Origin of the sequence: Nocardia sp. NPDC059228 (assembly GCF_042754245.1) — a bacterium.
Lineage (GTDB): Bacteria > Actinomycetota > Actinomycetes > Mycobacteriales > Mycobacteriaceae > Nocardia.
This window is the reverse complement of the sequence record NZ_JBHZAL010000078.1, coordinates 1-7,353: the sequence shown is the minus strand read 5'-3', so window position 1 is coordinate 7,353 and position 7,353 is coordinate 1. Positions and strand designations below refer to the sequence as shown.

General features: G+C 65.4%; 10 protein-coding genes. 4 read left to right on the top strand and 6 right to left on the bottom strand.

Features of this window, described 5'->3' with window-relative positions:
• Positions 1 to 182: 182 nt before the first annotated feature.
• A complete protein-coding gene (locus tag ACFXKA_RS42335; RefSeq protein ID WP_379431803.1) occupies positions 183 to 692 on the top strand; it encodes an SUKH-3 domain-containing protein in 510 nt (169 codons plus the stop codon).
• A 100-nt stretch (positions 693 to 792) separates the two neighbouring features.
• Here ACFXKA_RS42335 and ACFXKA_RS42330 read toward each other — a convergent pair whose 3' ends face one another.
• On the bottom strand, positions 793 to 1,134 hold the full coding sequence (locus tag ACFXKA_RS42330) for a hypothetical protein (RefSeq protein ID WP_379431802.1): 342 nt from the start codon (positions 1,132 to 1,134) through the stop codon (positions 793 to 795).
• A gap of 220 nt (positions 1,135 to 1,354) precedes the next feature.
• On the opposite strand from ACFXKA_RS42330, the gene ACFXKA_RS42325 reads away from it, so the two are divergent.
• The gene (locus ACFXKA_RS42325) at positions 1,355 to 2,071 is read left to right on the top strand and encodes an LppP/LprE family lipoprotein (protein ID WP_379431801.1); all 717 of its coding nucleotides are present in this window, start codon (positions 1,355 to 1,357) and stop codon (positions 2,069 to 2,071) included.
• Between the two features lie 322 nt (positions 2,072 to 2,393).
• The gene (locus ACFXKA_RS42320) at positions 2,394 to 2,519 is read left to right on the top strand and encodes a hypothetical protein (protein WP_379431800.1); all 126 of its coding nucleotides are present in this window, start codon (positions 2,394 to 2,396) and stop codon (positions 2,517 to 2,519) included.
• A 648-nt stretch (positions 2,520 to 3,167) separates the two neighbouring features.
• Here the strand turns inward: ACFXKA_RS42320 and ACFXKA_RS42315 are convergent.
• On the bottom strand, positions 3,168 to 3,389 hold the full coding sequence (locus ACFXKA_RS42315; protein ID WP_379431804.1) for a TraR/DksA C4-type zinc finger protein: 222 nt from the start codon (positions 3,387 to 3,389) through the stop codon (positions 3,168 to 3,170).
• On the opposite strand from ACFXKA_RS42315, the gene ACFXKA_RS42310 reads away from it, so the two are divergent.
• Positions 3,321 to 3,551 carry a hypothetical protein gene (locus ACFXKA_RS42310; protein ID WP_379431805.1) on the top strand — a complete coding sequence of 77 codons (231 nt, stop codon included), beginning with the start codon at positions 3,321 to 3,323 and terminating at the stop codon, positions 3,549 to 3,551. The two genes, ACFXKA_RS42315 and ACFXKA_RS42310, sit on opposite strands and share 69 nt — an antisense overlap.
• A gap of 138 nt (positions 3,552 to 3,689) precedes the next feature.
• Here the strand turns inward: ACFXKA_RS42310 and ACFXKA_RS42305 are convergent, their stop codons facing one another.
• The 4 genes from ACFXKA_RS42305 to ACFXKA_RS42290 form a co-directional block, all read right to left on the bottom strand.
• A complete protein-coding gene (locus tag ACFXKA_RS42305; RefSeq protein ID WP_379431799.1) occupies positions 3,690 to 4,277 on the bottom strand; it encodes a CBS domain-containing protein in 588 nt (195 codons plus the stop codon).
• Positions 4,278 to 4,292: 15 nt separating this feature from the next.
• Positions 4,293 to 4,823, bottom strand: a complete 531-nt coding sequence (locus tag ACFXKA_RS42300; RefSeq protein ID WP_379431798.1) for a GreA/GreB family elongation factor — start codon at positions 4,821 to 4,823, stop codon at positions 4,293 to 4,295.
• 383 nt (positions 4,824 to 5,206) lie between these two features.
• Entirely contained in the window at positions 5,207 to 6,730 is a 1,524-nt protein-coding gene (locus ACFXKA_RS42295) for a PucR family transcriptional regulator (protein WP_379431797.1), read from the bottom strand.
• Positions 6,731 to 6,825: 95 nt separating this feature from the next.
• Positions 6,826 to 7,353: transposase (locus tag ACFXKA_RS42290; protein ID WP_379431796.1), on the bottom strand; the 528-nt coding region annotated here is incomplete at its 5' end.

Genomic DNA, 7,353 nt, shown 5'->3' with positions numbered 1-7,353 from the left:
GAACCCGGAAGCTAAGGCCACCTGCGCCGATGGTACTGCACTCGACAGGGTGTGGGAGAGTAGGACACCGCCGGAACATCCTTCGCGAAGGCCCCGACCATTTGGTCGGGGCCTTCTGCGTATCCAGGGCATGTCAACCAAATCGATACGTGCCCAACACGATCCAGCACCGAATAGTCTCTATGCGCTTCTATTGGCCGAATCCAATCACGCTACAAGCTCTCAAAGCCGCGGGCTGGACTCCAAGTCGCCGAGTAGACATCACCGAATGGATCGACCGCCTGAAAGCCGAAGGCTTCCACGTCTCCCGCCCCGCGGCATCAACCCTCGAATCCTTCGGAAGCCTCGCCATCCGCCCCCCGGACCTCGCCGGCGCCCTGTGGCCTCCCGACCCCCTCTTCTTCGACCCCATCGACGTAGCGACCGGCATGTACGACCGCTACGCCGACTTCGAATCCGCCCTCGGCCACCGCATGACCCCCCTGGCCGCCAACGCCACCGGCACAACCTTCCTCCTGATGCTCGACAACGGCAATGTCGTCTCCGATGGCATCCTGGCCCTCCACCTCCTGGGCCCCACCTTCCCCCAGGCCCTCGACCTCATCCTCCGCCGCCACCGCACCCCCAACCAGATCCTCACCTACCACCGTGGCCGCCCGATCCCAGCAGCCAGGCAAACCCGAGCATCCTAGGTCTCGGCACACCCTCAAATCAGATGACAACCACTTATGCCGACGTCCCGGATCTCACTGTGCCGCCAGGTAATCCGACATCAGAGACCCTCCAGAGGAGTCAGCGTGACGGCCGCGGGGCAGGTGCACGGCTCGATCGGTGTCGATCAGTCGTGGTGACGGGTGCGGCCCACCCGTCACCAACGTCGAGCTCGGTCTCCCAGCGCGCGAGGTCCTCTGTGCCTGACACCGCAATCCGGCAGATTTCTGCGGGGTCCTCGAAGAGGCTGTCGACGGTGCTGGCCGCTATGGATTTATCCAGCCAGCCGAGGATACGTTCGGGTTCTGTGCAGGATGTGACGCGCTCACGGGCCGCGGCGGTGACGGTGATTCCGTTTCGCTCCAGTGTGTGAATGACGGCCACGGCAAGCCCCTCAGCTCGTCTCAGCGAGTCCTTCGGCATGTCCCTCAGGACGGGCCTGCGCGCGCAGGCGCTGGGAGGCCTCGGAGCGGAAAAAGGAGAGGTCCACGGTCATCACTGGGCGAATTGTGTTCGCGCCCCTGGTTTTTGGGGCATCCCGCCCCCATACGCTTCGATAACGCCTGCCTGACTGGACCCGATGACCAGTTTGTCCTTCCGTTTGGATGGAAGTCGGGGATGGCGTATCGATGCGAGGAGATATATGAAGGCCAGATCAGTGCTGTTCGCCGCGTTCGCCACCGCCCTCGTGGCGGCCGCGAGCGGATGCTCCGGCAGCTCGTCGACCCAGGCGGGAACAGCGAGCACGACAGTCGCCGCATCCCAGGGGACGACCGGACCGGCGCAGGGTAACCAGTCGGCTCCGCCTCCGGCCCAGGCTCCGGGCGGCCAGGGCGGCAATCCGTCTGCGGGCGATGCCAATTCGCCGCAGCCTGCACCTGCCACCAGTGCCGCGACCGACACGCCGCAGCCCACGATCGTGCCGGTGACCACGAATCCGGCACCCAACGGCAGCGGCCACGGACTGTGCTTCGACCTCAATTCCGGGCTCGCCAACTCAGCAATCAAGAGTCTCGCCCCGACCACGAACGGCGGATGGGGCAACCCGTCGGCGAGCAATGACCCGATCTCGGCGGGCTGCGATGGCGTGTTGTCGTGGATGACGGTGGAATCGGGCAATATTCACCCGTACACCCATGTCCTGTTCTTCACCAACGGCACCTACCTGGGTACCGCGACATCCAGCCCCTACGGCTACACCGAGGTCATCGGAAAGACCGCGAATACCGTCTCGGTGCAGTACAAGTGGGCGAAATCCAGTGACGCCCTGTGCTGCCCGAGCGGCGGCCCCAGCGTGGTGACCTTCACACTCTCGGGTGGCAAGGTGGTGGCGAAGGGGCAGTTCCCGCCGAGCAATTGAGTGCCAGGCCGATGCTCAGGGCAGACGGACCGCGTCCGGAGCATCGGCGAGTTGGACCAGTAGCGGCGTGCCGTGCCGGGATGTCGGTTCGGCTCGCCCAGGGCACTGGCGGTGACGCGGGCGATGCCGAGGGTCATCAGGCACGCCCGCACGAAAATGAGGTTGGCCAACGGGATTTCGGCGAGACCCGCCGCCTGCGCGCCCGCGACCAACCGAACACAACAAGAGCCGACCGCGCAGGCCACCACCGGGCGATCACCCGCCCCGCCACGGTGCCCGGCATCCTCGAGCGCCGTGCGACCCAGGCCGTCTCGATCCGGCCGTGGTCGAGAATCTGCGCGGGCACTCCGCGCGCGGCGGCGCCGCCACCGAGGCCCTGACCGGCGGTGTCGACCTCCACACCGTTGCCAAACACCTGCGCCACCGCGACCCGCGCAGCACCCGGTAGTAATCGCACGAAAAGCAACGACAATGGTTTGACCAGTAACGATGTGCAGTAACGGTTCGGGCTGCGGACGGGCCCGGTTGATGCTTGGCAGCCGATGCGGTCAATCGGTTTGCTGGAGTTCCGAGGTCAACAAGGTTTCCGGTCCGCACCAAGTGGCAGCTGGTCTTCATGCCAGCGAGCGAGGCCGCGAGCGGCGGTGGCGATCCCGTCGCGATGGGCTCAGTTGTGAGGCGCGGCTGATGCGGCTCCGTGGATATCCGTCTGACGGCCGGGTCGCCGTCTCGTATGTGGGCTCCCCTGCGATCCAAACCGCCGGGGCCCGCAACCCGGGTAGCCGCACGGCCACAACGGGGTTCGCCAGCCGAGCCCAATCCACCAGCGCGACCAACATCAACAGTGGCGGCGGATCCGGCAAGAAACAGCCACAGCCACAACCATTTTCGTGATGCCTGGGTCCGCGCCCGGGGAACCACTGCGCCAGTGCCGGATTCCGGCGGGTTGCGCCACTACCCCCGATGGGCGATGAGGTGGAAACCGGCCCTCAACGACTTCGCCATCACCTTCGAAGGCCGGATCACCCCGACTGGGAACTAACCCACACCGAGATCGGGTCCACCGTTGATCCGAAACTCCCAGCAGCGGTGGTGGTCAGGTGGACGGAGCCAATTGCTGAGCTCTGGTCCTCTCAGTACTGGGCGTGTGTCGTTTCGACGTACATCGGCGGGGGGTGAGATGCTGCCGACAATTCAGGCACCACCGTGAAGTGGGAATGGTCTGCAGTAGGTGGATCGGGATCTCTGCATGACAGCGGCGGCAGCGGCCGTAACGGCCTGTGGTGATGAGCGTGAGGGTTTCATCGATGTCGGCCAACGCTTGTCGTGCTGCTGCGTACAACTTGACAGTGACCTCATGTCTAGCCGTATCAGCCGCGTTGGTGGGTGCGGTGGCGCGGTCGATTTCGGCTTCGAGTTCGGCCAGCTGCTGCAGGCGGAAGCGGCGTTGCTGGTTCAGTGTGTTTCGCAGCGCGGGTAGGTGGTCGGTAAGGCGGTCGCCGGGGGCGGTGTGTGCGTGGGCCATCTGGTCTCCAGGGGTTGGTGCTTGCGATGCGGTGGAGTGAAGGCATGGCCGCCCTGCCGGTGCGCCTCTTGTCCGATTTCTCCACTCGTGTCCCTAGTGCACGGCTGCGGCCGCGGCGGGCGGTGTGGTCGCGATGGTCGCGGTGCGGATGCCGGGCACTGTGCGGGTGAGGGCGATGGCGATGCGCCGTTCGGATTCGTCGGCGAATCGGCCGGAGATGGTGGCGTCGGCTTCGCGGACGGTGACAGGCCAACGCCGTGCGCCGATGTACTGATCGAGGAGGCTTTGTGCATCGGCTGTGAGTGCGTCATCGGGGGTGAGCATGATTCGCAACACGTCGCTGCGGCTGAACATGCCGATCACGCGGCCGTCGGCATCGACGACTGGCAGACTGCGCAGTCCGTGCGTTACCAGTCTGCTGATGACCTCGGCCAGTGCCGCGTTGTCGGGGACCGAGACCGCTGGTGTGGTCATCACCGCACTGGCCGTGTCGTCGAATTCGCCGGCCCGCAAGAGGTCACCGCTGGTGATCACCCCGATGAGGCGATCGTCCTGGTCGAGAACGGGCAACGCGGCGTAGCCCAGTTCGGCGAGCATCAGCGCAGCCTCGCGTGCCGTGTTGTCGTGCCGCACCGCGATGATCGGTCGTTGCATGACCTCGAATACTCGAATGTTCTTCATTCCCTTCAACTCCGTTCAACTAGTTTCCGGCTCGGCACGACAGGGCAGATCCTTCGCTGGACTGTTCTCGTGTTCTCCGGGGGCTGGGTCGGTCAGCGCGTAGGGGACCGCGTGTAGCAGCGTCACTGCCATGGTCGTGCCGCTGGGGGCCCGGTAGGTACGGCGTTCGCCCGGTCGCGCTCCGGCGATGGCGCGGCCTAATGGCGATTGCATGGAGTAGACCTCCATCTCGCTGTCTTCGGCCTCGCGTACTGCGAGCAGGAACGTCTCGACCGCTCTGGTGTCGCCGTAGCGAACGGTCAAGACCATGCCGGGCTCGGCGATTCCGTCGTCGGGTGGGTTCTGGCCGATGAGGGCGTTGCCGAGCAGGTGGTGGATCCGGCGGATGCGTGCCTGGCGTGCGGAATGCAGAGCCTGGTTGCGTGCGTAGTCGCCACTGTCCCCATCGGGCATTTCGATGTGGCGTTGCGCGAGCAGTTCCTGCAATTCGGTCTGAAGCTGATCATGGGCTCGAGATGTCATCCAGACACCTGCGGTGTTGGGCATGTGTTTGTGTCCCTTCCTTTCTGGCTGGGTTGCAGATTGTCGTCAGGGGCGGGGCCAAGACGGCGGTGCCGCCCCTGACAACGCGCAGGCCCTGATGTCGGGCCGAGTCTGAGTCGGTGGGACCCGCGTCGATCGCGGCTGCTGTGCCGAATCGGATTGGATTCGTGCCGCGCGTCAGCTCTGCCGCTGGCTGTCTTCAGCGGCACAGGGGTCTTCAGCGGCACTGGGGCTATGGTCGGTTGTCGGGCCGATCGATGCTCACCGTTTCGCTGCTGCTACCTGCGGCTTTCTTGTCAACTCCAGGGTGGCATGGTTGTCGGGGCGATCAGTTGCGCTGACCCGACAATCGAGGGGTCGAGATTTGTGGCGATGGCACAGCACGGTCAGTCGTCGTCGGTGACGGCGAGTTCGATCATCATGGCGAGTCGTTTGCGGGGGTCGTCCAAGCCGAGGTTGGTCACCTCTGCCATCTTGCGCAGCCGGTTACGGACGGTGTTCTCGTGCACGCCCAGCTGCGCGCCCGCCCGTGCGGGGTCGCCTTGGGCCTGTAACCAGGCGCGCAGCGTTGCCACGTACTCGGTGGAGTTGATGCGGTCGTGGTATCGCAACTGCGACACCGGCCCCCGTGCGGGGGTGCGTCCAGAAAGCCCAGCGGTGCGCAACCGTTGCAGCAGGATTTCGTCCCACGACTCGTCGTAGGCGGGGGGCGCAGCACCTGATGAGTGGGTCTCGTGCAGCGCCAGGCATTCGTCGGCCTCTTGGCGCGCCAACGCCAATTCTGTGGCCCGGGCAACACCGCTGATGCCGGCCAGCACCGTCATCTGCGCTGGCAGTGCCGCCTGTAGCTCGCTTATCCAATGGCGTGCCGTCGCCGCCTGATCGGCGGGCAGCACGGTGTAGATGGTGTCGCCGACCAACGCGCTGCGGCTCGAACGGGACCAGCCGAATCCGGTTGTTGCTCGCTCGAAGGCCTGCAGCAGCGCGGCGTGCTGCTCGTCGGCGATCCGTGCACGCAGCGCGATCGCCCGCAAATTCTCCGGCGCCAACCCCAGCCTGCTGGCCACTGTCGCCGCGTCCGCGGCGCCCTCCAGCAAACTGATCACCAGTTCGGATTCCACCTGACGTTCCAGATCCGCGCTGGCCCGCGACCGCAACAGATGCAAGGCCACCGTATGCGCGCCGTCAGCCAAGGCAATCCGTCGAGCCCCGTGCAACGGTGCCGGGCATGACACCCATATCGAGCCCAGCAGTTGCCGGCCCACGCGCACGGCCACGACCATCCGCCCCGTCAAACCACGCTCTGCCTGCGCAGGAACGAACAACGGTTCATCCGAGACCGCCAAATGTGCGAAGACACCGTGTGCATCGAACAGGACCCGTAACCACTGCGGCATTTCCCGGCTCAGGATCGTCTCGACCCGTGCGGGGTCGAGGTGCTGCTGAAGCCTCGAATACGCCAGCACCCGAGACCGGCGGTCCTCGATCGTCACCGCACCCCCGACCGCGTCGGCCAGACTGTCGGCCAAGGCGAACAAATCGGTCGGGCCGCGACCGGCCTCGGTCTCGCGGCCTTCCAGCACCAACCCGTAGACCACCACGGCAACCGCGCTCCAGGCCACCGCAGGATCGACCACCATCACCGCCACCCCCTCGATCTCCGGCTCGTCCGCAGTTTGCTCACCCCCACGGATGAGCGCGACAACAGCCCGCGCCGATTTCGCCCAGTCCACTACCTCCGACACCGAGCGTGCCCCGATCCCGAGCAGCACATCACCGGCTTCCGCAGGGTCCTGATCGGCCCCGCGGATCACCACACTGCGCAATTGGGTGGACCGGGGAACCGAACACAACCGCAAACGGATCCCATAGCTACCCAGTACGTTCGCCAACCGGTCCAATGTCACCACGAGCCGCTCCTGTGTCGAACCGAAGGTGCAAGTGCAATCAGGCGGCCGACAGATGGGGACTTTCGGATTAACGGTGGATCCGACCTCGGTGTGGGTTAGTTCCCGGTCGGGTAGATCCGGCCTTCGAAGGTGATGGCGAAGGCGTTGAGGGCCGGTTTCCACCTCATCGCCCATCGTGCCCGACCTTGCCCGGTGGGGTCGAGGGAGCGGGTCACCAGATACAAGCATTTGAGCGCGGATTGCTCGGAGGGGAAGTGCCCGCGGGCGCGGATGGCGCGCCGGTAGCGGGCATTCAAGGACTCGATAGCGTTGGTGGAGCAGATGATTCGTCTGATCTCCACGTCGTAGTCGAGGAACGGCACGAACTCGGCCCAGGCGTTGGTCCAGAGCCTGACGATCGCCGGATATCGACCGCCCCATTTCGCGGTGAACTCACCGAACCGCTCCTTGGCCGCAGCCTCGGTCGGGGCCGTGTAGACGGGTTTGAGATCGCGGCTCATCTCGGCCCAGTGCTGCCGACCCGCGTAACGGAAACTGTTGCGCAGCAAATGGATAACGCAGGTCTGGACGATGGTCTTGTCCCAGACGGTGTTGATCGCCTCGGGCAGGCCCTTGAGCCCGTC